A 23,114-nucleotide genomic window follows, 5' to 3' on the forward strand; every position below is an offset into this window, starting at 1 on the left:
CCTGGCGGTACCTGTCGTCGGGGTGAACGTCGTGCCAACGGGGAATGGATGTCCAACGAGCGCTAGCAGCATCGGCGCGTGATGAGCAATGATCGCAGGGTGACTGAAACCGAAGCCGAGGCGCGCCCCGACGAGAATCTGTGGCATCCGGACTCGGCCGTGGCGGCACCGCCCGCCGCGACGCCGTCCGCCATCACCGACCTGCCGGAGGACCGCTACCTCAACCGGGAACTGAGCTGGCTCGATTTCAACGCCCGCGTGCTGGCGCTGGCCGCCGACAATTCGTTGGCCCTGCTGGAACGAGCCAAGTTCCTGGCCATCTTCGCCTCCAACCTCGACGAGTTCTACATGGTCCGCGTCGCCGGGCTCAAGCGCCGCGACGAGATGGGGCTGTCGGTTCGCTCGGCCGACGGCCTGACGCCGCGCGAGCAACTGGCCCTCATCGGCGAGCAGACCCAACGCATCGCGACCCGGCACGCGCGGGTGTTCCTCGATTCGGTGCGCCCGGCGCTCGCCGAGGAAGGCATACATATAGTCACGTGGGCCGATTTGGATCAGGGCGAGCGCGACGAACTGTCGACCTATTTCCACGATCAGGTCTTCCCCGTGCTGACTCCCCTCGCCGTCGACCCCGCCCACCCCTTCCCCTTCGTCAGTGGTCTGAGCCTGAACCTGGCGGTGATGGTGCGCCAACCCGAGGACGGCGGCCAGCACTTCGCGCGGGTGAAGGTGCCCAACAACGTGGATCGGTTCGTCGAATTGGGCGCCCGCGGCCATACGGACGAGGCCGAGGGGTCCGGGATAATCCGCTACCTGCCAATGGAAGAGCTGATCGCGGCCTTCCTGCCGGTGCTGTTCCCGGGCATGGAGATCGTTCAGCATCACGCTTTCCGCATTACCCGCAACGCGGACTACGAGGTCGAAGAGGACCGCGACGAAGACCTGCTGCAAGCCCTGGAACGGGAATTGGCGCGCAGGCGATTCGGGTCCCCGGTGCGACTCGAGGTCGCCGACGACATGACCGAGAGCATGCTGGAATTGCTGCTGCGCGAACTCGACGTGAATCCGGGCGACGTCATCGAGGTGCCGGGCCTGCTGGACCTGTCGTCATTGTGGCAGGTCTACAGCGTCGACCGGCCGGCGCTCAAAGACCCGGCTTTCGTCCCCGCCACCAGCCCCGCGTTCGTCGATCGCGAGACGCCCAGGAGCATCTTCGCGACGCTGCGCGAAGGCGATGTGCTGCTTCATCATCCGTACGAATCGTTCTCCACGAGCGTGCAGCGATTCATCGAGCAGGCCGCGGCCGATCCGAATGTGCTGGCGATCAAGCAGACGCTGTACCGCACATCCGGCGATTCGCCGATCGTTCGGGCGCTCATCGCCGCCGCCGAGGCGGGCAAGCAGGTGGTGGCGCTCGTGGAGATCAAGGCGCGTTTCGACGAGCAGGCCAACATCCGCTGGGCGCGAACGCTGGAGCAGGCGGGCGTGCATGTCGTCTACGGCTACGTCGGGCTCAAGACGCACTGCAAGACCTGCCTGGTGGTGCGCCGCGAGGGTTCGGCGATCCGCCGTTATTGCCATATCGGAACCGGCAATTACAACGGCAAGACGGCGCGACTGTACGAGGACGTCGGGCTCTTGACGGCGTCGCCCGAGATCGGCGCGGACCTGACCGACCTGTTCAATTCGCTGACGGGCTACTCGCGCAAGGTCTCCTATCGCAATCTTCTGGTGGCCCCGCACGGAATTCGCACCGGCATCATCGAACGCGTCGAGCGCGAGATCGCCGCCCACCGCGAACACGGCAACGGGCGGATCCGGCTGAAGATGAACGCCCTCGTCGACGAGCAGGTCATCGACGCGCTCTATCGCGCGTCGATGGCCGACGTGCGGGTGGAGGTGGTGGTGCGCGGCATCTGCGCGCTGCGCCCCGGCGCCGACGAATTCTCCGAGAACATCGCGGTCCGTTCGATCCTCGGCCGCTTCCTGGAGCATTCGCGCATCATGCATTTCAATCGCATCAACGAGTTCTGGATCGGCAGCGCCGACATGATGCACCGCAACCTCGACCGGCGCGTCGAGGCGTTGGTTCAGGTCAAGGACCCGCGGCTGACCTCATACCTGGACGACCTGTTCGAGTCCGCGCTGGATCCGTCCACCCGCTGCTGGGAGCTCGGGCCCGACGGGCAGTGGATCGCGTCGCCGCAGGAGGGCCACACCGTGCGCGATCACCAAGTGTCGTTGATGGAGCGGCACCGCAGTCCGTAACCCCCTGTGTGGTGATTTACGGTTGTTCCCCGTCCGCACCGCGCGGCCCCGACCGAATTGACCTGCAGGAGTTGATTTGCCGACCAAGAGCTCGCGTTCGGGAAGCCGGATCGTGCACGCCGCCGGAGCGGTGCTGTGGCGACCGACCGATTCGGCCAACCCCGGCCTCGAGATCGCGGTGATCCACCGCCCCCGCTATGACGACTGGTCACTGCCGAAGGGAAAGGTGGACCCGGGCGAGACGGCGCCCGTCGCCGCGGTGCGGGAAGTGTGCGAGGAGACGGGGCAGCACGCCATCCTGGGCAGGCGGCTCGACATGGTGAGCTACCCGATCGAGGCGGGCGTCAAAAAGGTGTACTACTGGGCAGCGCGCAGCACCGGCGGTGAGTTCACCCCCGGCAACGAGGTCGACGAATTGGTGTGGGTCCCGATAACCGACGCGCTGAAAATGCTCAGCTATTCCCACGATCGAAAGATGTTGCGTCACTTCACGAAACATCCCGCCGACACGCACACCGTGGTGGTGGTGCGGCACGGCACGGCCGGCCGGAAGTCCCGCTTCAAGGGCGACGACACCCAGCGACCGCTGGACAAACGGGGACGCGCCCAGGCGGAGGCGCTGGTTCCGCAGCTGCTGGCCTTCGGCGCCACCGACGTGTACGCGGCGGACCGGCTGCGCTGCCACCAGACGGTGGAACCGCTGGCCGAGGAGTTGGGCGTGACCGTGCGCAACGAGCCGACCCTCACCGAGGAGTCCTACGCCAAAAGCCCCAAACGCGCCCGGCGTCGGATCCTCGACATCGCCGGGCAGCAAGGCACACCGGTCATTTGCACACAGGGCAAGGTGATCCCCGACTTGATCGCGTGGTGGTGTGAGCGGGACGGTGTGCGTCCGGACAAGTCACGCAATCACAAGGGCAGCACCTGGGTGCTGTCGCTGTCAGGCGGCAAGCTGGTGGCGGCCGACCACATCGGCGGCGCGCTGGCCGCCAACGTGCGGGCGTAACACGCGAATACCCTTCGGGTGCATCGCTGCGACCCGAAGGGTATTCGCGTTTGATCTACTGCCGCCTAGCGGCGACCGCGACGCGCGGTGGCCTTCTTGGCCGGAGCCTTCTTTGCGGCGGTCTTCTTGGCCGGAGCCTTGGTTGCGGCCTTCTTGGCCGGAGCCTTGCGGGCCGGAGCCTTCTTGGCGACGGCCTTCTTCGCCGGAGCCTTCTTGGCGACGGTCTTCTTGGCCGGAGCCTTCTTGGCGACGGTCTTCTTGGCCGGAGCCTTCTTGGCGGGAGCCTTCTTCGCCGCGGCCTTCTTAGCCGGGGCCTTCTTCGCCGCGGCCTTCTTGGCGGGGGCCTTCTTGGCAGCGGTCTTCTTGGCCGCGCCGCTTGAAACTACACCACGCTTCACTGCAGGTCCTTCCGACGGGAGACGCTGTGCGCCAGAGACAACCGCTTTAAATTGAGCACCGGGACGGAACGCCGGGACGGAGGTCGGCTTCACCTTCACCGTCTCGCCCGTACGCGGGTTGCGGGCCACCCGCGCCGCGCGGCGCCGTTGCTCGAAAACACCGAACCCGGTAATGGTCACGCTGTCGCCCTTGTGCACCGCGCGCACAATGGTGTCGACGACGTTCTCGACGGCAGCGGTCGCCTGCCGTCGGTCGGTGTTCAATTTCTGTGTGAGCACATCAATGAGCTCTGCCTTATTCATCCAATCCCTCCGACGCTAGTGGTCCTCGATTTGAACCGACTAGTGCACACGGTAAACCCTCACCCAGCAAATTTCCAAGAGCCACGCGCAATTTCAGGGTCGGGCATTGCGAAGTTTCGCAATCCGGTTGCCGCCCTTGACCGGTGGCGGAGTTGGAAATCGGCCCGGTTAGTTAGGTGGGCGAGAAAAAATTCCGGCCTTCTCGACCGTTCAGGGAGCGGGCAGAGTGCGCGGTTTCCACTGCGGGTACGCGGCTTCGTATGACTCGATTTTGTCGAGTTTCCGCAGCGTAAGGGCTATATCGTCGAGCCCTTCCAACAGTCGCCAGGCGGTGTGGTCGTCAATCTTGAACGGCAGCACCGTCGTTCCCGCGGTGATATTTCGATCTTGAAGATTGGCAGTGATTTCCAGTCCCGGGCTCTGCTCGATCAGCTTCCAAAGTAGTTCCACGCCGTCTTGGGAAACTTCGGCGGCCAACAGGCCCGCCTTGCCGGCGTTGCCCCGGAAGATGTCACCGAATCGAGACGAGATGACCACCCGGAAGCCGTAGTCCATCAGCGCCCACACCGCGTGCTCGCGCGACGACCCGGTCCCGAAATCGGGTCCGGCGACGAGGACCGACCCCCGGTCAAAGGGGCTGAGGTTAAGCACGAATGAGGGATCCGAGCGCCAGCTCGCGAACAAACCGTCCTCGAAACCGGTTCGGGTGACGCGCTTCAAATACACCGCCGGAATGATCTGATCGGTGTCGACATTGGACCGCCGCAACGGCACACCGATGCCGGTGTGGGTGGTGAATGCTTCCATGCTGATGCCTTCTTACTCGATTGGGTCAGTTCAAATCGGCCGGGGCGGACAGGGTGCCGCGAACTGCTGTCGCGGCGGCAACGGCCGGAGACACCAAATGCGTGCGGCCGCCTTTCCCCTGGCGCCCTTCGAAGTTGCGGTTGGACGTCGCCGCGCACCGCTCCCCCGGCGCCAGCTGATCCGGATTCATCCCCAGGCACATCGAGCAACCGGCCTGTCGCCATTCGGCGCCCGCTGCGGTGAAAACCTCACCCAGCCCTTCGGCTTCGGCCTGGGCGCGTACCCGCATGGAGCCGGGCACCACGAGCATCCGCACCCCCGGGGCCAGCTTGCGGCCGCGCAGCACATCCGCGACGACCCGCAGATCTTCGATACGACCGTTGGTACAAGAGCCGACGAACACCGTGTCGACCGCGATATCGCGCATCGGAGTACCCGGTCGAAGGTCCATGTAGGCCAACGCTTTCTCGGCGGCCTGCCGCTCGGCGTCGCCGGTCATCAGCTCCGGGTCGGGCACGGCCGCGGCCAGCGGCACGCCCTGCCCCGGGTTCGTTCCCCACGTCACGAACGGGCTCAATGATGTCGCGTCGAGATGGACCTCGGTGTCGAAGACCGCACCGGGGTCGGTGTGCAGCTCCCGCCAATAGCGCATCGCCGCGTCCCACTGCGCGCCCTGCGGCGCGTGCGGCTTGTCGCGCAGGAATTCGAAGGTGGTGGCGTCCGGTGCCACCATGCCCGCGCGGGCGCCGGCCTCGATGCTCATGTTGCAGATCGTCATCCGGCCTTCCATCGACAGCGATTCGATGGCGCTGCCGCGGTATTCGATCACGTGCCCCTGCCCGCCGCCGGTGCCGATCTTGGCGATCAACGCGAGGATGATGTCCTTGGCCGTCACACCGGCGGGCAATTCCCCGTCGACGTTGACCGCCATCGTCTTGAACGGCCGCAGCGGCAACGTCTGGGTTGCCAGCACGTGCTCGACCTCCGAGGTGCCGATGCCCATCGCCAGCGCGCCGAAGGCGCCGTGCGTCGAGGTGTGACTATCCCCACAGACCACCGTCATTCCCGGTTGGGTGAGGCCCAGCTGCGGCCCGACGACATGCACGATGCCCTGCTCGATATCGCCCATCGGATAAAGGCGGACGCCGAATTCGGCGCAGTTGCGGCGCAACGTCTCGACCTGGGTGCGCGACACCGGATCGGCGATCGGCCTGTCGATGTCGACGGTCGGCACGTTGTGGTCCTCGGTGGCCAGTGTCAGGTCGGGGCGCCGCACTCCCCGGCCGGCCAGGCGCAGCCCGTCGAAAGCCTGCGGGCTGGTGACCTCGTGCACCAGATGCAGATCGATGTAGATGAGGTCGGGCGCCCCTCCTTGTTCGGCGGCGCTCCCCTTGTCCACAACGTGGTCGTCCCACACCTTTTCGGCCAGGGTGCGCGGCTTGCCGGATCCCATCGCGTATTCGCCTCGATTCCCTCAAGCGCGGCTCGCCGATCGACCTTGGGCTGTGATCTCAGAATGCGAGACGCTAGTATCTTCCTGTGAGACAGCATAGCGGCATCGGCGTCCTCGACAAAGCCGTGGGTCTACTGCACACGATCGCCCAATCCCCCTGCGGGTTGGCCGAACTGTGCGAACGCACCGGGCTGCCCCGGGCCACGGCGTATCGGCTGGCCGCCGCGCTCGAAGTCCATCGCCTGCTGGCCCGCGACGACGAAGGGCGGTGGCGGCTCGGGCCGGCCGTCAGCGAGCTCGCCGCTCACGTCAACGATCCGCTGCTGGCCGCCAGCGCCGGGGTGCTTCCCCTGTTGCGCGAGACCACCGGGGAGAGCGTGCAGCTCTACCGCCGGGAGGGCACGGCCCGGGTGTGTGTGGCGGCCCTGGAACCCGCTGCGGGCCTTCGCGATACGGTCCCGGTCGGGGCGCGGTTGCCGATGACGGCGGGCTCGGGCGCCAAGGTGCTGCTGGCCCACAGCGACGCGGCGACCCAGAAGGCGGTGCTCCCGACGGCCAAGTTCACCGAGCGCACGCTGGCCGAGGTGCGGCGACGCGGCTGGGCGCAAAGCGTGGCCGAGCGGGAGCCCGGAGTCGCGAGCGTCTCGGTTCCCGTGCGCGACAGCCGCGGTGCCGTCGTCGCGGCCATCTCGGTGTCGGGACCGGTCGACCGGATCGGCCGTCGGCCCGGTGCACGCTGGGCCGCCGATCTGTTGTCGGCCGCCGAGGCGCTGACCCGGCGGCTGTAGGGCCGTCGAGTCGAGTGTGCATCGATGGCGTCGGGGGTGTAACTACGGCGGCGAAATCGCCAAAATCCCGCCGCACCCGCACACTCGATGCCATCGGCGCACACTGAACGCCACCGGTGCACACGCGACGAACGTGTCCTGACAGACTGACCGCCATGGGAACGAATCAGCGCGCGAGCATCGTCATGTCCTCGGACGAAATCGCGGACTTCGTCGACAAGAGCCGCACCGGGACGCTGGCCACCATCGGCCCCGACGGTCAGCCGCATCTGACCGCGATGTGGTACGCCGTCGTCGACGGCCAAATCTGGCTGGAGACCAAGGCCAAGTCGCAGAAGGCGGTCAACCTCAACCGGGATCCGCGGGTGAGCTTCCTGATCGAGGACGGGCACACCTATGACACGCTGCGCGGGGTGTCGTTCGAGGGTGTCGCGGAGATCGTCGACGATCCGGACGTCGCGCACCGGGTCGGGGTCAGCGTCTGGGAGCGCTACACCGGCCCCTACACGGACGACATGAAGCCCTTCGTGGAGCAGATGATGAACAAGCGCGTCTGCGTGCGCATAGTGGCCCGGCGCGCCCGCTCGTGGGACCACCGCAAACTTGGGTTGCCGGCCATGCCGGTGGGCGGCTCCACGGCACCGGCCGTGTTAGGAACCGGTCAATAATTTTGTAGCCCCGATGGGATTCGAACCCACGCTACCGCCGTGAGAGGGCGGCGTCCTAGGCCGCTAGACGACGGGGCCAAGAAACGATCCAGAGACGATCCGGAGTGCCAGCATAGCTCACACCCCAAAAGCCCACCTAATCGCTTGAGGTGGCGCGATTTTGCTGGGGTACCAGGACTCGAACCTAGAATGGCTGAACCAGAATCAGCTGTGTTGCCAATTACACCATACCCCATTGGCTGCCTAAAACCGCTGGTCAGCGGCCATCCTGAGCCTTTTCACCCTGCTCGGGAGACCGCCGCTGCCCGCCGTTGTCGGCCTTTGTAAACCGCAGTGCAGACTACCAAACACTCGGCACACAATCCGCACGCGAGGTCGTCGCCTACCCGCCGACCGTTTCGCGCGCGGCGCGTAGCCGCAGCAGGCTGCGGTCGCGGCCGAGCAGCTCCAGCGATTCGAACAATGGCGGGCTGACCGTCGTTCCCGTGGCGGCGACCCTGATCGGGCCAAAGGCCTTGCGCGGTTTGAGGCCCAGGCCGTCGATGAGCGCGGCCTTGAGGGCGGACTCGATGTCGGCGGTGGTCCAGTCGGCCACGCCGTCCAGCGCGGTCAGCGCCGCCGCCATCACCGCGGCCGCGTCCGCGCCGAGTTCCTTGGCGGCGGCCTTGGGGTCGACGGCGTATTCGTCGTCGTTGAGGAACTTCAGCAGCTCCCACGCGTCGGCGAGCACGACGATGCGCGTCTGCACCAGGTCCGCGGCGGTGGCGAACGCCGCGTCATCCAATCCGAGGCGGTGGCCGTGCGCCTCGAAGTAGGCACGCAACCGACCGGCGAAGTCCGCCGGCTCGAGCATCCGGATGTGCTCGCCGTTGAGCGCGTCGGCCTTCTTCTGGTCGAACCGCGCGGGATTGGAATTGACGTTCACGACGTCGAAGGCGGCCACCATCTCGTCGAGACTGAACACGTCGTGGTCGTCGGCGATGGCCCAGCCGAGCAGCGCGAGGTAATTGAGCAGCCCCTCGGGGATGAAGCCGCGATCGCGGTGGGCGAACAGGTTCGACTGCGGGTCGCGCTTGGAGAGTTTCTTGGTTCCCTCCCCCAATACCGTTGGCAGGTGGGCGAACTCCGGGATGCGCTCGGCGACGCCGATCCGGATCAGCGACTGGTACAGGGCGAGCTGCCGCGGGGTCGACGGCAGCAGGTCCTCGCCCCGCAGCACGTGGGTGATTTTCATCAACGCGTCGTCGCACGGATTGACCAAGGTGTACAACGGATCTCCGTTGGCGCGGGTCAACGCGAAGTCCGGCACGGAGCCCGCGGCGAAGTTGGTGGGCCCGCGCACGAGGTCGTTCCAGCCGAGGTCTTCGTCGGGCATCCGCAGCCGCACCACCGGCTTGCGGCCCTCCGCGAGGAACGCGGCGCGCTGCGCGTCGGTCAGCTGCCGGTCGAAGTTGTCGTAACCCAGTTTCGGGTTGCGGCCCACCGCGATGTGGCGCGCCTCAACCTCTTCCGGGGTCGAGAACGCGTAGTAGGCCTCGCCCGCCTCGAGCAGCTTGGCCACCACGTCGCGGTAGATCTCTTTGCGCAGCGACTGACGGTACGGGCCGTAGGGCCCGCCGACCTCCGGGCCCTCGTCCCAGTCCAGGCCGAGCCAACGCAGCGCGTCGAGCAGCGCCAGATAGCTTTCCTCGCTGTCACGTTCGGCGTCGGTGTCCTCGATGCGAAAGACGAAGGTGCCGCCGGTGTGCCGGGCATAGGCCCAGTTGAACAGCGCGGTGCGGACCATCCCGACGTGCGGGGTGCCCGTGGGCGACGGGCAGAACCTGACGCGGACTTTCGTTTCGTCGGTCACGACTTTCCCTTACGGACCACGGGATTGGACAGCGTGCCGATCCCCTCGATGGTGATGGCGACGGTGTCGCCGTCCTCGATCGGACCGACGCCGGCGGGCGTTCCGGTCAGGATCAGATCGCCCGGCAGCAGCGTCATCACGGCCGAGATCCATTCGACGATCGCGCCGATGTCGTGGATCATCAGCGAGGTCCGGCTGTGTTGCTTGACCTCGCCGTTGACCTCGGTTCGGATTTCGAGGTCCGCGGGATCGACATCGGTGACGATCCACGGCCCGACCGGGCAGAAGGTGTCGTGCCCCTTCGCCCGGGTCCACTGTCCGTCGGCCTTCTGTTGGTCGCGGGCCGACACGTCGTTGCCGATGGTGTAGCCGAGGATGCTGTCGGCGGCCTCGGCGGCCGAGACGTCCTTGCAGGGCCGGCCGATGACGGCCGCCAACTCCCCCTCGAAGTGCACCGGTGATGCGTTGGCCGGCAACCGAATCGGCACGTTCGGGCCGATGATGGCCGTGTTGGGCTTGAGGAAGATGATGGGGTCCGGTGCCGCCGGGCCGGTCAGCTCGGTCATCTCCGCGATGTGATCGGTGTAGTTCTTGCCGATGCAGACCACCTTGCTCGCCAATATCGGGGCCAGCAGCCGCACATCGGCAAGCGGCCACGACCGGCCGGTGAAGTTCGGCGCGCCAAACGGATGCTCGGCGATCTCGCGGGCGACCATTGCGGCGGGATCGGCGAGTTCGCCCTCGATGCTGACGAAGGCGACACCGTCGGGGCTGGCGATTCGACCAAGGCGCATTTCGTTGAGCCTAGTGACGGCCGCGAGCGCGGCGGCGAGGGGCATCGCACGTAAGGCCGTCGCGCAAGCCTTACCAGCATTTTCACCCGGCTGTGCAAGCATGGGGAATGCAAACGGACGCGGCCTCCACGCGCGAGCTGGGCGCGGCTGGGCGCTGGTCCATCATGGTGGTATCGCTAATCGCCACCGCGAGTTCCTTCCTCTTCATCAACGGTGTCGCGTTCCTCATTCCCTCGCTGCAATCAGCGCGCGGAATCCCGCTCGACGAGGCCGGTCTGCTGTCCTCGATGCCCAGTTGGGGCATGGTGGTCACCCTGGTGATGTGGGGCTACGTACTGGACCGGGTGGGCGAGCGACTGGTGATGGCCGCAGGCTCGGCGCTCACCGCGGTGGCGGCCTTCGCGGCGGCGTCCGCGCATTCGATGGTGCTGATGGCCGTCTACCTGTTCCTCGGCGGCATGGCCGCGGCCAGTTGCAACACCGCCGGCGGGCGGCTGGTGTCGGCGTGGTTCCCGCCGCAGCAACGCGGCCTGGCCATGGGCTTCCGCCAAACCGCGCAACCCCTCGGAATCGCCTTGGGGGCGCTGGTGATTCCGGAGTTGGCCGAGCACGGCCCCAGCTCTGGGCTCAGGTTCACCGCGTTGGCGTGCGCGTTGGGCGCGGTAGCCAGCGCGGTCGGTATCATCGATCCGCCCCGAAAGCCGCGGGCCGACGCCACCCTCTCGGAACTCGCCAGCCCGTACCGAGGATCGTTGACACTGTGGCGAATTCACGCCGTGGCGGGTCTGATGATGGTGCCGCAGACGGTAACCGTGACATTCATGCTGGTGTGGCTGATCAAGAATCTGCACTGGTCGGTCGCGGCCGCCGGCAGCCTCGTCACCCTCTCGCAGCTGCTGGGCGCGATCGGCCGCGTCCTGGTGGGCCGCTGGTCGGACCGGGTGGGATCGCGAATGCGGCCGGTCCGCATCATCGCGATCGCCGCCGCCGTCACCCTGTTCCTATTGGCCTGGGCCGACTTTCTGAACTCGGGCTATCAGGCGCCCCTGATGGTCGTGATCTCGGTGATCGCCGTGCTCGACAACGGGTTAGAGGCCACGGCCATCACCGAATTCGCCGGACCCTTCTGGAGTGGCCGCGCGCTGGGCATCCAGAACACCACCCAACGAGTGATGGCGGGCGTCGCGCCACCGCTGTTCGGCGCGCTCATCACGGCCGCGAAATATCCGAACGCGTGGATACTGTGCGGGCTGTTCCCGGTCGCAGCGGTGCCGCTGGTGCCGGCGCGGTTGCTCCCGCCCGGACTGGAAACTACAGCGCGGCGGCAATCCGTTCGCCGACTTCGGTGGTGGCGAGCCGTTCGTGCCCACGTGTCGCCAGATAGGTCTCAACGGCCCGGTCCACCCGGCTAGCGGCTTCGTCCTCACCGAGGTGGGCGAGCAGCAACGCCACCGACATGATCGCGGCGGTCGGGTCGGCGATGCCCTGACCCGCGATGTCCGGCGCGCTGCCGTGCACCGGCTCGAACATCGATGGATTGGTCCGGGTGGCGTCGATATTTCCGCTGGCGGCCAAGCCAATTCCGCCGCACACCGCCGCCGCCAGGTCCGTGATGATGTCGCCGAACAGGTTGTCGGTGACGATCACATCGAAGCGCCCGGGGTCGGTGACCATGAAAATGGTGGCGGCGTCGACGTGTTGGTAGGCGACCTCGACGCCGGGGTACTCCTCCCCGACCTCGGCGACTATCCGCGCCCACAGCTTCCCGGCGAAGGTCAGCACGTTGGTCTTGTGCACCAGCGTCAGGTGTTTGCGGCGACGCTGCGCGCGTTCGAATGCGTCGGCCACCACGCGGCGCACACCGAAGGCCGTGTTGAGGCTGACCTCGGTGGCCACCTCGTGGGGCGTGCCGGTTCGGATCGCACCCCCCGTGCCGGTGTATGGGCCTTCGGTCCCCTCGCGCACGACGACGAAGTCGATGTCGGGGTTCCCGGCGAGCGGGCTGCTCACCCCGGGATACAGCCGCCCCGGTCGCAGGTTGACGTGATGATCCAACTCAAAACGCAACCGCAGCAACAGGCCCCGCTCCAGCACGCCGCTGGGCACCGACGGATCGCCGATCGCACCGAGCAGGATGGCGTCGTGCTGGCGCAGCTCGGCGAGCACCGATTCCGGCAGCAGTTCACCGCTGGCGTGATACCGCCGGGCGCCCAGGTCGTATTCGGTCTTTTCGACGCCGGGCAGCACGGCATCGAGGACCTTAACGGCCTCGGCCGTGACTTCCGGCCCGATGCCGTCGCCGCCGATCACCGCGAGCTTCACGAAAGATCAACCACCTCAAGCTTGTTCGCGCCCACCGCCGCGCCGATCGCCGACCGCACCTCGCTCGGCACGTCCCGATCCAGCCGCAGCAGGATCGTCGCGCCCGGGCCTTCGGCGTCCTCGGACAGCTGCGCGGCTTGGATGTTCACGCCCGCCGAACCGAGCAGGGTGCCGATCTTGCCCAGCGCCCCGGGCTCGTCGGCGTAGTTGATCACGAGGTTGGTGCCCTGCGCGCGCAGATCGAAGTTGCGGCCGTTGATCTGCACGATCTTTTCCACCAACTGCGGCCCCGACAGCGTGCCGGCGACGTTGACGGCGGTGCCGTCGTGAGCGACGGCGCGGACGTCGACGACGCTGCGGTGGTTCGGACTTTCCGAGGCCGTGGTGAGCTCGGCGCTGACGCCGCGCTCTTCGGCCAGCGCCGGCGCGTTGACGAAGGTGACCGGACCCTCGACCACCGCCGAGAACAGCCCACGCAGAGCCGAAAGCTTCAGCACCTCAACGTCTTCGGACGCGAGCTCGCCGCGCACCTGAACCGACACCGATACCGGCGGCCCGTCGGACAGCGAGGCGGCAAGTACCCCGAGCTTGCGCACCAGGTCCAGCCAGGGCGCCACCTCCTCGTTGACCACACCGCCGCCGACGTTGACGGCATCGGGAACGAATTCCCCGGCCAGCGCTAGCTTCACGCTCTCGGCGACGTCGGTGCCCGCCCGGTCCTGGGCCTCGGAGGTCGACGCACCCAGGTGCGGGGTCACCACCACCTGGGGCAGCTCGAACAGCGGGCTATCGGTGCACGGCTCCTTGGCGAACACGTCGATGCCGGCCGCCCGCACGTGTCCGCTGCTCACCGCTTCGGCCAGCGCGGCCTCGTCGATCAGGCCGCCGCGGGCGGCGTTGACGATGATGACGCCCGGCTTGGTCTTCGCCAGCGCTTCCTTGCCGATCAGGCCCGCCGTCTCGGGCGTCTTCGGCAGGTGGACCGAGATGAAGTCGGCGCGGGCCAACAGGTCGTCGAGCGGCAGCAGTTCGATGCCCAGCTGCGCGGCCCGGGCCGGCGACACGTACGGGTCGTAGGCCACCAGGTGGGTGCCGAAGGCGGTCAAGCGCTGGGCGACCAACTGCCCGATCCGGCCCAGGCCCACCACGCCGACCGTCTTGCCGAAGATCTCGGTGCCGTTGAACGACGACCGCTTCCAGGCGTGCTCGCGCAGGGAGGCGTCGGCGGCCGGGATCTGCCGGGCGGCCGCCAGGAGCAGCGCCAACGCGTGCTCGGCGGCGCTGTGAATGTTCGAGGTGGGGGCGTTGACCACCAGCACGCCGCGCTCGGTCGCGGCGTCCACGTCGACGTTGTCCAGCCCCACCCCGGCGCGGGCCACGATCTTGAGCTTGGCGGCGGCCGCCAGCACCTCGGCGTCGACGGTGGTGGCCGAGCGCACCAGCAGCGCGTCGGCCTCCGGCACCGCGGCCAGCAGCTTCTCCCGGTCCGGCCCGTCCACCCAGCGCACCTCGACCTGGTCTCCCAGGGCGGCGACGGTCGATTGGGCGAGTTTGTCGGCGATCAATACAACAGGCAGATTCACCCGGCCAGCCTATCGGCTGCGTTTGACGGGCATCGACGGGCTCACCACTGCCGTAACCTGCACCGACGGCGGTTGGGCGCGGGTCGGTGAGGTCCTACGATGCGCTGATGACCAAACTCGCGATCATCTACTATTCGGCGACCGGGCATAACACCGCGATGGCGCAACGCGTGGCCGCCGCGGCCGAGTCCGCCGGCGCCGAAGTCCGCCTTCGGCACGTCGCCGAGACCCGCGACCCGGAATCGTTCGCCCAGAACCCGGCCTGGACCGCCAATTATCAAGCGACGAAGGACCTTCCGGCGGCGACGGGTGAGGACATCGTGTGGGCGGATGCGGTGATCTTCGGTTCGCCGACCCGCTTCGGTTCTCCCGCCGCGCAATTGCGCAACTTCCTGGACTCGCTGGGCGGGTTGTGGGCCGAGGGCAAGCTCGCGGACAAGGTGTACGCGGCCTTCACGTCGTCCAACACGCTGCACGGCGGTCAGGAAACCACGCTGCTTTCGCTCTACATCACGCTGATGCATTTCGGCGGCATCATCGTCCCGCCCGGCTACACCGACCCGTGCAAGTTCGTCGACGGCAATCCGTATGGGGTCAGCCTGGTGTCGACGCACGACAACATCCACGAGTTCGACGAGGCCACCGAGAATGCCCTCGAGCACTTGGCGCGCCGGGTGGTCGAGGTCGCCGGTCGGCTGGGTTCCTAACGCCGAGCGTCACGCCAGAGTGGCCGCGGGCGTCGAGCGCCGCTCTGGCGTGACACTCGACGGAAACTACGCCGTCTCGGTGATCGGCCGGTCGACCCAGCTCATGAGGTCGCGCAGCTTCTTGCCGGTCACCTCGATCGGGTGCTCGGCGTTCTCCTTGCGCAGCCGCTCGAGTTCCTTGTTGCCGCCCTCGACGTTGGCGACCAGCTTCTTGGTGAACGTGCCGTCCTGGATGTCGCGCAGGATCTCGCGCATCCGCTCCTTGGTGCCGGCGTCGATGACCCGCGGGCCCGACAGGTACCCGCCGAACTCGGCGGTGTCGGACACCGAATAGTTCATCCGGGCGATGCCACCCTCGTACATGAGGTCCACGATCAGCTTGAGCTCGTGCAGCACCTCGAAGTAGGCCATCTCCGGCGGGTAACCGGCCTCCACCATCACGTCGAAACCGGTCTTCACCAATTCCTCTGTGCCACCGCACAACACGGCCTGCTCACCGAACAGGTCGGTCTCGGTCTCGTCCTTGAAGGTGGTCTTGATGACGCCGGCGCGGGTGCCGCCGATGGCCTTGGCGTAGGACAGCGCCAGCGCCTCACCCTCTCCAGTCGGGTCCTGGTCGACCGCGATCAGGCAGGGCACGCCCTTGCCGTCCACGAACTGGCGACGCACCAGGTGCCCGGGCCCCTTCGGCGCGACCATCGCGATGGTGACGTTGCCGGGTGGCTTGATCAGGTCGAAGTGGATGTTGAGCCCGTGGCCGAAGAACAGCGCGTCGCCCTCGGAGAGGTTGGGCTCGATGTCGTTCTTGAAGATGTCGGCCTGCGCCGTGTCGGGCGCCAGCAGCATGATGACGTCGGCCCACTTGGCCACCTCGGCGGGGGTGTCGACTTCCAGGCCCTGCTCGGAGACCTTGGCCCGCGACTTCGAACCCTCCTTGAGCCCGACGCGCACCTGCACACCGGAGTCGCGCAGGCTCAGCGAGTGCGCGTGCCCCTGGCTGCCGTAACCGATCACCCCGACCTTGCGCCCCTGGATGATCGAGAGGTCGGCATCGTCGTCGTAGAACATTTCTAGTGCCACTTTTTCAATATCTCCTTGTGTATTACTTGGCCGTGGCTATTTCGCGCCCAGGCCGCGCGGACCGCGGGACAACGACACCACTCCGGACTGGACGATTTCGCGGATACCGAACGGCTCCAACACCCGCAGCAGCGCCTCGATCTTGCCGCGATCGCCGGTCGCCTCGATCGTCAGCGCCTCCGGGGATACGTCGATCACCTTGGCGCGGAACAGGTTTACCGCTTCGATCACCTGGCTGCGGCTGCCGGCGTCGGCGCGCACCTTGATCAGCGCCAGCTCCCGGGACATCGACGCGTCCTCGTCCAGCTCGACGATCTTGATGACGTTGATCAGTTTGTTGAGCTGCTTGGTGACCTGTTCGAGCGGTGTCTCGTCGCAGGCGACCACGATCGTCATGCGCGACATGTCTTTCTGCTCGGTGGCACCGACGGCCAGCGATTCGATGTTGAATCCGCGCCGCGAGAACAGCGCCGCCACCCGAGCGAGCACACCGGGTTTGTCCTCGACCAACACCGACAGCGTGTGCGTGTTCATCAGGCGTGCCCTTCGCTCTCGTCGCCGAACAGGGGACGAATGCCGCGCGCGGCCTGAATCTCGTCGTTGCTGGTGCCGGCGGCCACCATCGGCCAGACTTGCGCGTCGGCGCCGACGATGAAGTCGATCACCACCGGACGGTCGTTGATCGCGCGGGCTTGGTTGATCACGTCTTCGACGTCTTCCTCACGCTCGCAACGCAATCCGACGCACCCCAGCGCCTCCGCCAGCTTCACGAAGTCCGGGATGCGGTGCGAGTGCGTGGCCAGGTCGGTTTGCGAGTACCGCTCCTCGTAGAACAGGGTCTGCCATTGGCGCACCATGCCCAGGTTCCCGTTGTTGATCAGCGCCACCTTGATCGGCACGCCCTCGATCGCACAGGTGGCCAACTCCTGATTGGTCATCTGGAAGCAGCCGTCGCCGTCGATGGCCCACACCTCGGCCTCGGGGCGAGCCATCTTGGCGCCCATGGCCGCCGGGATGGCGAACCCCATGGTGCCCAGCCCGCCGGAGTTGATCCAGGTGCGCGGCTTCTCATAGGAGATGAACTGCGCCGCCCACATCTGATGCTGCCCAACGCCGGCGACGTACACGGCGTCCGGACCGGCGATCTGGCCCAGCTTCTCGATGACGTATTCCGGTCCGAGGCTGCCGTCGCTCTGCGGGCCGTAGCTCAGCGGGTAGGTGGACTGGACGCTGTCCAGGTAGGCCCACCATTCCGTCATGTCGATGTTGCCGGGGATGTCGTAGTGACGCAGCATGGCGGTCAGGTCGGTGATGACCGCTTTGACGTCGCCGACGATCGGCACGTCGGCGTGGCGGTTCTTGCCGATCTCGGCCGGGTCGATGTCGGCGTGAATGACTTTCGCCTCCGGCGCGAAGGTGTCGAGCTTCCCGGTGACCCGGTCGTCGAAGCGGGTGCCCAGCGCGATCAGCAGGTCGCTGCGCTGCAGCGCCGCCACCGCGGCGACCGTGCCGTGCATGCCGGGCATGCCCATGTGCTGGCGATGGCTGTCGGGGAACGCTCCGCGCGCCATCAGGGTGGTCACGACGGGAATGCCGGTCAGCTCGGCCAACTCGAGCAGTTGCTCGGTCGCCTCGCCGCGGATGACGCCGCCGCCGACGTACAGCACCGGCTTGTTGGACGCCGCGATCAGCTTGGCGGCCTCGCGGATCTGCCGGTTGTGCGGCTTGGTGTTCGGCTTGTAGCCGGGCAGATCCATGCGCGGCGGCCAACTGAACGTGCACTGGCCCTGAAGGACGTCCTTTGGGATGTCGACGAGCACCGCACCCGGGCGGCCCGAGGACGCGATGTGGAAGGCCTCGGCGATCACCTGCGGGATCTCGTCGCCGGAGCGGACCAGGAAGTTGTGCTTGGTGATCGGCATCGTGATGCCAGAAATGTCGGCTTCCTGGAACGCGTCGGTGCCGATCAGCGTGCGACCGACCTGGCCGGTGATGGCGACGACGGGCACCGAATCCATCTGCGCGTCGGCCAGCGGGGTGACCAGGTTCGTGGCGCCGGGGCCCGACGTGGCCATGCACACCCCGACCTTGCCGGTGGCGTGGGCGTAGCCGCTGGCGGCGTGGCCGGCGCCCTGCTCGTGCCGAACCAGCACGTGGCGAAGCTTTTTCGAGTCGAACAGCGGGTCATAGACCGGCAAGACCGCGCCACCGGGGATGCCGAAGATGACCTCGACGTCGAGCTCTTCCAGCGATCGGATCACCGACTGGGCGCCGGTAAGCTGCTCGGGCCCAACGCGTTTCGGCTTCTTGGCGGGGGCGGCGGCGGGAGTTTCCGCCGCGTCGGAGGCGACGTCGGCGGCACGCTGTGGCGAGGTGGCGTGCTGCCTGGTGGGTGCGCTCACTGTCTTTTGTCCTTATTCACTCTGGGAGTCTCGCTGGGGCAACAAAAAACCCCCGACAGCTCTTCTGCTGCACGAGGGTTGCGCGTTGGTCTGGATAGCTTCAAATGCCGAGAGGCTAGTCAGGCACCAACGCGCCGACTAATTACTACGAGCATCCCGGGCTGTCCGGCGGTATCCATAACGTCCGACGGTAGCCTTCGCACAGCTCAGCAGTCAAATCCGCTACCGCCCGCTCGCGCGGAGGTCCGGTGCATCGCGACGGGTGAAATGATGGTCGGGTGGCTACCGGTTCGTCTTCGAACACACCCGTCGTGATCAAGGTGTCGCCGATCGCGCACCTGGCGGTCGGATTCACCACGCTGGGGTTGCTGATACCGGTGATGCTGTGGCCGCCCTCGGCGCCGCTGCTGCTGATTCCCCTGCTGCTGTCGGCCATGATCGTGCGGCTGCGCACCGTCGCCGACGACAAAGGCGTGACCGTCCGAACGCTGCTGGGCAGCCAGACGGTGCCGTGGGACGAGATCGACGGGCTGCGCTTCCACCGCGGCTCCTGGGCCCGCGCGCACCTCAAGAGCGGCGCGGAGCTGCGCCTGCCCGCGGTGACGTTCGCGACGCTTCCGGAGCTGACGCAGGCCAGCGCGGGACGCGTGCCCAACCCCTATCAGTGACGGTCAGGCGATCGGGTTGACCCCGTTGAGCAGCACCCACACGGCGATGCCGGCGGCGATGCCGACCAGCAGGGCGACGAACGACCCGATGAAGGGCCGGTGGGCCCAGCCCCGGCGCGCGTCCAGACCGTAGCGGCCGGGTCCGCACAGGATGACCGCGACGGCCAGGACGATCAGCGTGATCTGGTATTCGTGGCCGTCCGGCAGGAAGTAGGTGAAGGTGTGCGGATGCGGGCGGGCCGTGATGGTGGCCAGCATGCCGTTGATCAGGAACGCCAGCGCACCCGCCGCGGCCACCGGGGTGAACAGCCCCAGGATCAGCAGCACGCCCGCGACGAGCTCACCGCCGGCGCTGACGTAGGCCAGGATGTCGGCGTGCTGGTAGCCGACGTCGGACAGCGAGTTCTTGAACCCGCCGACGCCGGAGCCGCCCCACCAGCCGAACAGCTTCTGCAGCCCGTGCGCCGCAAGCACGACCCCGAGGCCGACCCGCAAGATCAGCAAACCCAGGTGCTGGGTTCCGCGCCGGCCGACTTCGTGCAACCGGCCGTGGTGTTCGTCCCCGTCGATCTCGGCGGGCTCGGCGGCCGCGTGCCGGGACTCCTGCGGCTGCACGTAGGGCAGGGGCTCCTGCTGATCGAGCACGTGGTAACCCGCCGCCCGGGACCCGGCCGCGCCGGCGTGGTCACCCATGTAGGGGATGACGGTGGTGGTTCCGGTGGAGGGGTTGAAGTCGCCGGGGTAACCGACGGGCGTCAAGTCGTCTTCGGGGTCGACCACGCGCGCCGTGGCGGGCCGTCCCGGGGTTGGCTCCGGGGATTCACCGGGCCGCTGCCAATGTCCGTCATTCGGTTGACTGGTCACGGGTGTCAGGGTAAGGGCAGTTGGCGCTGAATTGGGGATTTGAGCGGCGCTTTCGCCAGGCAATCGCCTGTTTGCCCGCCAAACAAGCCCGGATTGGCCGTGCGGGACGCTGCGGGCGGTCGAAAACGGCCGAATCCGGCGGCTTCCGGCCGCCGAGAAACGGGTGCCGAGCATGCCGCCCCAGGCGGCCCGGCGCATGCGTGTGGCGGCGGCGGGCGCACTATCCGTAGCCTGTCGGTCATGCGACTACGGCGCTCGGTTCGGTGCGGGATCGCCGCGCTCTGCGCGACGATGCTGGTCGCGAGCGGGTGCGCGCGGTTCAACGACGCGCAATCGCAGCCGTTCACCACCAACCCCGAGCTCAAGCCCCAACCCAGCTCGACGCCTCCCCCGCCGCCGCCGCTGCCACCCACGCCCTTCCCGAAGGCGTGCCCGGCGCCGGGCGTCATGCAGGGCTGCCTGGAGAGCACCAGCGGCCTGATCATGGGGCCGGACAGCAAAACCGCGCTCGTCGCCGAGCGCACCACCGGCGCCGTCAAGGAGATCTCGGTCAGCGCCGAGCCGAAGGTGAAGATGGTCATCCCGGTCGACCCGTCCGGGGACGGCGGCCTGATGGACATCGTGCTGTCGCCGACCTACACCCAAGACCGGCTGATGTACGCCTACGTCAGCACGCCGACCGACAATCGGGTGATCCGGATCGCCGACGGCGACATCCCCAAGGACATCCTCACCGGGATCCCCAAGGGCGCGACCGGCAACAGCGGGGCACTGATCTTCACCAGCCCCACCACGTTGGTGGTGATGACCGGCGACGCGGGTAACCCCGCGGCGGCTGCCGACCCCAAATCGCTGGCCGGCAAGGTCCTTCGGATCGAGCAGCCGACCACCATCGGTCAAGCGCCGCCGACGACGGCGCTGTCTGGTGTGGGCTCCGGCGGCGGCCTGTGCATCGACCCGGTGGACGGCTCGCTCTACGTCGCCGACCGCACGCCGACGGCGGACCGGTTGCAGCGCATCACCAAAGCCTCGGAGGTCTCCACGGTGTGGACCTGGCCGGACAAGCCCGGGGTGGCCGGCTGCGCCGCGATGGACGGGACCGTGCTGGTCAACCTCATCAACACGAAGCTGACGGTGGCCGTGCGGCTGGCTCCGGCGACGGGCGCGGTCACCGGCGAACCCGACGTGGTGCGCAAGGACACGCACGCCCACGCGTGGGCGCTGCGGATGTCGCCGGACGGAAACGTCTGGGGCGCAACGGTCAACAAGACCGCCGGGGACGCCGAAAAGCTCGACGACGTGGTGTTCCCGCTGTTCCCGCAGGGCGGCGGCTTCCCGCGCAACAACGACGACAAGACCTAGCGAAAGCTAGGCCTTCGTCAACCCTGCCCGCAGGCGGCCAGCACCAGTTCGCGCACCCGCGCCGCGTCGGCCTGCCCGCGGGTGGCCTTCATCACCGCGCCGACGATCGCGCCCGCCGCGGCCACCTTGCCGCCGCGGATCTTTTCCGCCACATCGGGATTGGCGGCCAGCGCCTCATCGACCGCCGCCTGGGTCACCGAATCGTCGCGCACCAGCTCGAGACCGCGGCCGCTCATCACCTGCTCGGGGTCGCCCTCGCCGGCCAGCACCCCCTCCACGACCTGGCGGGCCAGCTTGTTGGACAGCTTGCCCTCGTCCACCAGGGCGATCACCGCGGCGACCTGAGCCGGCGTGATGGCCAGTTCGTCCAAGCTGATGTTGGCCTCGTTGGCCTTCTGCACCAAGAAGTTTCCCCACCAGGCGCGCGCCTGCTCGCTGGCGGCGCCATGCTTGACGGTCTCGGTGACCAGTTCCACGGCGCCAGCGTTGACCAGATCGCGCATCACCTCGTCGGAAACGCCCCATTCCTGCTGGATTCGCTTGCGGCTCAGCCACGGTAGCTCCGGGATGGTGTGGCGCAGCTGGTCGACCAACTCGCGACTGGGCGCGACGGGTTCCAGGTCGGGCTCGGGGAAATAGCGGTAGTCCTGAGCGGTCTCCTTCGCGCGGCCCGGGCTGGTGTATCCCGCCTCGTGAAAGTGTCTGGTCTCCTGGATGATCCGGCCGCCGGACGCGAGCACGGCTGCCTGCCGCTGCATTTCGTAACGGACCGCGACCTCAACGCTTTTCAGCGAGTTGACGTTCTTGGTCTCGGTGCGGGTGCCGAACTCGGTGGTTCCCGTCGGCATCAGCGACACGTTGGAATCGCAACGCATCGAGCCCTGGTCCATCCGGACATCGGATACGCCCAAGGCGCGCAACAGGTCTCGCAAGGCGGTGACGTATGCGCGGGCGATCTGCGGCGCCCGGGCGCCGGCGCCGACGATGGGCTTGGTCACGATTTCGATCAGCGGCACGCCGGCGCGGTTGTAGTCGAGCAGCGATGTCGTCGCGCCGTGGATGCGGCCGGTCTCGCTGCCCAGGTGGGTCAGCTTGCCGGTGTCTTCCTCCATGTGCGCGCGCTCGATCTCGACCCGCCAGGTGGTGCCGTCTTCGAGCGGCGCGTCCAGGTAGCCGTTGATGGCGATCGGCTCGTCGTACTGGGAGATCTGGTAGTTCTTCGGCATGTCCGGGTAGAAGTAGTTCTTCCGGGCGAAGCGGCACCACGGCACGATCTCGCAGTTCAGCGCCAACCCGATCCGAATGGCCGATTCCACCGCGGTGCGGTTGAGCACCGGCAGCGACCCCGGCAGTCCGAGGCACACCGGGCAGACCTGGGTGTTGGGTTCGGCGCCGAACGCGGTGGAGCAGCCGCAGAACATCTTGGTGACCGTCGACAGCTCGACGTGCACCTCGAGGCCGAGGACGGGGTCGAAACGGGCGATGACCTCGTCGTAATCCATGAGATCGGCACTGGCGGCAACACTCATGCCGTCGATCGTAGTGGTGACCGCGAGCGCGGCGGAGCCGGGCGAAGCGGGTCACCACCATCAGACCCAGTGGTGACCGCGAGCGCGGCGGAGCCGGGCGAAGCGGGTCACCACCATCAGACCCAGTGGTGACCGCGAGCGCGGCGGAGCCGGGCGAAGCGGGTCACCACCATCAGACCCAGTGGTGACCGCGAACGCGGCGGAGCCGGGCGAAGCGGGTCACCACCATCAGACCCAGTGGTGACCGCGAGCGCGGCGGA

At 67.5% G+C, this 23,114-nt stretch carries 20 protein-coding genes and 2 tRNA genes; 8 read left to right on the forward strand and 14 right to left on the reverse strand.

Annotated elements, in window-relative coordinates; all coding sequences use genetic code 11:
• Positions 1-78: 78 nt before the first annotated feature.
• Positions 79-2,268 carry an RNA degradosome polyphosphate kinase gene (locus A5680_RS21040; RefSeq protein WP_055403309.1) on the forward strand — a complete coding sequence of 730 codons (2,190 nt, stop codon included), beginning with the start codon at positions 79-81 and terminating at the stop codon, positions 2,266-2,268.
• A gap of 76 nt (positions 2,269-2,344) precedes the next feature.
• Entirely contained in the window at positions 2,345-3,274 is a 930-nt protein-coding gene (locus A5680_RS21045; RefSeq protein ID WP_067822754.1) for an NUDIX hydrolase, read from the forward strand.
• A gap of 65 nt (positions 3,275-3,339) precedes the next feature.
• Here A5680_RS21045 and A5680_RS21050 read toward each other — a convergent pair whose 3' ends face one another.
• The 3 genes from A5680_RS21050 to leuC form a co-directional block, all read right to left on the reverse strand.
• The gene (locus A5680_RS21050) at positions 3,340-3,975 is read right to left on the reverse strand and encodes an HU family DNA-binding protein (protein ID WP_055403311.1); all 636 of its coding nucleotides are present in this window, start codon (positions 3,973-3,975) and stop codon (positions 3,340-3,342) included.
• A 210-nt stretch (positions 3,976-4,185) separates the two neighbouring features.
• A complete protein-coding gene (gene leuD, locus A5680_RS21055) occupies positions 4,186-4,782 on the reverse strand; it encodes a 3-isopropylmalate dehydratase small subunit (RefSeq protein WP_055403312.1) in 597 nt (198 codons plus the stop codon).
• Between the two features lie 25 nt (positions 4,783-4,807).
• A complete protein-coding gene (leuC, locus tag A5680_RS21060; protein WP_055403313.1) occupies positions 4,808-6,235 on the reverse strand; it encodes a 3-isopropylmalate dehydratase large subunit in 1,428 nt (475 codons plus the stop codon).
• Positions 6,236-6,321: 86 nt separating this feature from the next.
• Here leuC and A5680_RS21065 point away from each other — a divergent pair, with 86 nt between their 5' ends.
• Entirely contained in the window at positions 6,322-7,023 is a 702-nt protein-coding gene (locus A5680_RS21065) for an IclR family transcriptional regulator (protein ID WP_055403314.1), read from the forward strand.
• 155 nt (positions 7,024-7,178) lie between these two features.
• Complete coding sequence (locus A5680_RS21070; RefSeq protein WP_067822756.1) at positions 7,179-7,691, forward strand: pyridoxamine 5'-phosphate oxidase family protein; 513 nt, start codon at positions 7,179-7,181, stop codon at positions 7,689-7,691.
• 5 nt (positions 7,692-7,696) lie between these two features.
• On the opposite strand, the gene A5680_RS21075 is transcribed toward A5680_RS21070, so the two are convergent.
• The 4 genes from A5680_RS21075 to A5680_RS21090 form a co-directional block, all read right to left on the reverse strand.
• Positions 7,697-7,769, reverse strand: a tRNA-Glu gene (locus A5680_RS21075).
• An 85-nt stretch (positions 7,770-7,854) separates the two neighbouring features.
• Positions 7,855-7,926: transfer RNA gene (locus A5680_RS21080), tRNA-Gln, on the reverse strand.
• A 147-nt stretch (positions 7,927-8,073) separates the two neighbouring features.
• Positions 8,074-9,543: a glutamate--tRNA ligase gene (gltX, locus tag A5680_RS21085; protein ID WP_082970442.1), complete on the reverse strand. Its 1,470-nt coding sequence runs from the start codon at positions 9,541-9,543 to the stop codon at positions 8,074-8,076.
• The gene (locus tag A5680_RS21090; protein WP_055403330.1) at positions 9,540-10,337 is read right to left on the reverse strand and encodes a fumarylacetoacetate hydrolase family protein; all 798 of its coding nucleotides are present in this window, start codon (positions 10,335-10,337) and stop codon (positions 9,540-9,542) included. The genes gltX and A5680_RS21090 overlap by 4 nt, the downstream gene beginning before the upstream one ends.
• Before the next feature lie 107 nt (positions 10,338-10,444).
• Here A5680_RS21090 and A5680_RS21095 point away from each other — a divergent pair, with 107 nt between their 5' ends.
• On the forward strand, positions 10,445-11,749 hold the full coding sequence (locus A5680_RS21095; RefSeq protein WP_067822759.1) for an MFS transporter: 1,305 nt from the start codon (positions 10,445-10,447) through the stop codon (positions 11,747-11,749).
• Here the strand turns inward: A5680_RS21095 and A5680_RS21100 are convergent.
• Positions 11,649-12,659, reverse strand: coding sequence for a 3-isopropylmalate dehydrogenase (locus A5680_RS21100; RefSeq protein ID WP_067822762.1), 1,011 nt, complete (start codon positions 12,657-12,659; stop codon positions 11,649-11,651). The two genes, A5680_RS21095 and A5680_RS21100, sit on opposite strands and share 101 nt — an antisense overlap.
• Positions 12,656-14,242, reverse strand: a complete 1,587-nt coding sequence (serA, locus tag A5680_RS21105) for a phosphoglycerate dehydrogenase (protein ID WP_055403318.1) — start codon at positions 14,240-14,242, stop codon at positions 12,656-12,658. Before serA ends, A5680_RS21100 begins: the two co-directional genes overlap by 4 nt.
• A 107-nt stretch (positions 14,243-14,349) precedes the next feature.
• Here serA and wrbA point away from each other — a divergent pair, with 107 nt between their 5' ends.
• Complete coding sequence (wrbA, locus tag A5680_RS21110; RefSeq protein ID WP_067822766.1) at positions 14,350-14,949, forward strand: NAD(P)H:quinone oxidoreductase; 600 nt, start codon at positions 14,350-14,352, stop codon at positions 14,947-14,949.
• Between the two features lie 66 nt (positions 14,950-15,015).
• Here wrbA and ilvC read toward each other — a convergent pair whose 3' ends face one another.
• Genes ilvC through A5680_RS21125 form a run of 3 tightly spaced genes read right to left on the reverse strand, consistent with a single transcriptional unit; the run spans position 15,016 to position 18,431 of the window.
• Positions 15,016-16,017: a ketol-acid reductoisomerase gene (gene ilvC, locus A5680_RS21115; protein WP_156349549.1), complete on the reverse strand. Its 1,002-nt coding sequence runs from the start codon at positions 16,015-16,017 to the stop codon at positions 15,016-15,018.
• A gap of 48 nt (positions 16,018-16,065) precedes the next feature.
• On the reverse strand, positions 16,066-16,563 hold the full coding sequence (gene ilvN / locus A5680_RS21120; RefSeq protein WP_067822769.1) for an acetolactate synthase small subunit: 498 nt from the start codon (positions 16,561-16,563) through the stop codon (positions 16,066-16,068).
• A complete protein-coding gene (locus A5680_RS21125; RefSeq protein WP_067822772.1) occupies positions 16,563-18,431 on the reverse strand; it encodes an acetolactate synthase large subunit in 1,869 nt (622 codons plus the stop codon). Before A5680_RS21125 ends, ilvN begins: the two co-directional genes overlap by 1 nt.
• 311 nt (positions 18,432-18,742) lie before the next feature.
• On the opposite strand from A5680_RS21125, the gene A5680_RS21130 reads away from it, so the two are divergent.
• Positions 18,743-19,099, forward strand: a complete 357-nt coding sequence (locus A5680_RS21130) for a PH domain-containing protein (RefSeq protein WP_055403323.1) — start codon at positions 18,743-18,745, stop codon at positions 19,097-19,099.
• A gap of 3 nt (positions 19,100-19,102) precedes the next feature.
• Here A5680_RS21130 and A5680_RS21135 read toward each other — a convergent pair whose 3' ends face one another.
• Positions 19,103-19,963 (reverse strand): DoxX family protein, encoded by an 861-nt coding sequence (locus A5680_RS21135; protein WP_055403324.1) that lies wholly within the window; start codon positions 19,961-19,963, stop codon positions 19,103-19,105.
• Positions 19,964-20,203: 240 nt separating this feature from the next.
• On the opposite strand from A5680_RS21135, the gene A5680_RS21140 reads away from it, so the two are divergent.
• The gene (locus tag A5680_RS21140; protein WP_082955918.1) at positions 20,204-21,325 is read left to right on the forward strand and encodes a sorbosone dehydrogenase family protein; all 1,122 of its coding nucleotides are present in this window, start codon (positions 20,204-20,206) and stop codon (positions 21,323-21,325) included.
• A gap of 17 nt (positions 21,326-21,342) precedes the next feature.
• Here A5680_RS21140 and gatB read toward each other — a convergent pair whose 3' ends face one another.
• On the reverse strand, positions 21,343-22,854 hold the full coding sequence (gene gatB / locus A5680_RS21145) for an Asp-tRNA(Asn)/Glu-tRNA(Gln) amidotransferase subunit GatB (RefSeq protein WP_067822779.1): 1,512 nt from the start codon (positions 22,852-22,854) through the stop codon (positions 21,343-21,345).
• Between the last annotated feature and the right edge of the window lie 260 nt (positions 22,855-23,114).

The sequence above is a fragment of the Mycobacterium sp. E2989 genome, from assembly GCF_001667595.1.
Taxonomy (GTDB): domain Bacteria; phylum Actinomycetota; class Actinomycetes; order Mycobacteriales; family Mycobacteriaceae; genus Mycobacterium.

Excerpts from the sequence above, each read along its gene's own strand:
- A5680_RS21050 (WP_055403311.1), bottom strand. The coding sequence starts at position 3,975 with ATGAATAAGGCAGAGCTCATTGATGTGCTCACACAGAAATTGAACACC.
- leuD (WP_055403312.1), bottom strand. The coding sequence starts at position 4,782 with ATGGAAGCATTCACCACCCACACCGGCATCGGTGTGCCGTTGCGGCGG.
- leuC (WP_055403313.1), bottom strand. The coding sequence starts at position 6,235 with ATGGGATCCGGCAAGCCGCGCACCCTGGCCGAAAAGGTGTGGGACGAC.
- A5680_RS21070 (WP_067822756.1), top strand. The coding sequence starts at position 7,179 with ATGGGAACGAATCAGCGCGCGAGCATCGTCATGTCCTCGGACGAAATC.
- A5680_RS21090 (WP_055403330.1), bottom strand. The coding sequence starts at position 10,337 with ATGCGCCTTGGTCGAATCGCCAGCCCCGACGGTGTCGCCTTCGTCAGC.
- A5680_RS21095 (WP_067822759.1), top strand. The coding sequence starts at position 10,445 with ATGCAAACGGACGCGGCCTCCACGCGCGAGCTGGGCGCGGCTGGGCGC.
- wrbA (WP_067822766.1), top strand. The coding sequence starts at position 14,350 with ATGACCAAACTCGCGATCATCTACTATTCGGCGACCGGGCATAACACC.
- ilvC (WP_156349549.1), bottom strand. The coding sequence starts at position 16,017 with ATGTTCTACGACGACGATGCCGACCTCTCGATCATCCAGGGGCGCAAG.
- ilvN (WP_067822769.1), bottom strand. The coding sequence starts at position 16,563 with ATGAACACGCACACGCTGTCGGTGTTGGTCGAGGACAAACCCGGTGTG.
- A5680_RS21140 (WP_082955918.1), top strand. The coding sequence starts at position 20,204 with ATGCGACTACGGCGCTCGGTTCGGTGCGGGATCGCCGCGCTCTGCGCG.
- gatB (WP_067822779.1), bottom strand. The coding sequence starts at position 22,854 with ATGAGTGTTGCCGCCAGTGCCGATCTCATGGATTACGACGAGGTCATC.